At 61.9% G+C, this 281-nt stretch carries 1 protein-coding gene; it reads left to right on the top strand.

All coding sequences use genetic code 11. From position 1 onward, the window contains the following. Positions 1–281: hypothetical protein (locus EAE91_RS23895; RefSeq protein WP_214090588.1), on the top strand; the 281-nt coding region annotated here is incomplete at both ends.

Here is a 281-nt window from a genome sequence, read left to right on the forward strand (position 1 = left end):
GCGCTCAACAGTCAGGGCGATATCACCAACAGCGGCACCATCAGCGGGCGTGACGTCACCCAACTGACGGCCAACAACCTGACCAACAGCGGCTTTATTCGCGGCGGCAAAGTGGATTTAACGGCCCAACAAACGCTCGCCAACCGGGGCGGCCGGATTCAGGGGGATGACCGGGTAGCCTTGAAAGGCCGGGATATCACCAGTGCATCGACCGTGCGCGGGGATGAGGCTAACCGCTGGCTGGACCGTCCGGCGGGCATCTATGTGCAGAACGATAACGG

The sequence above is a fragment of the Photorhabdus noenieputensis genome (genome assembly GCF_018448935.1).
GTDB classification, from domain to species: Bacteria; Pseudomonadota; Gammaproteobacteria; order Enterobacterales; family Enterobacteriaceae; genus Photorhabdus; species Photorhabdus noenieputensis.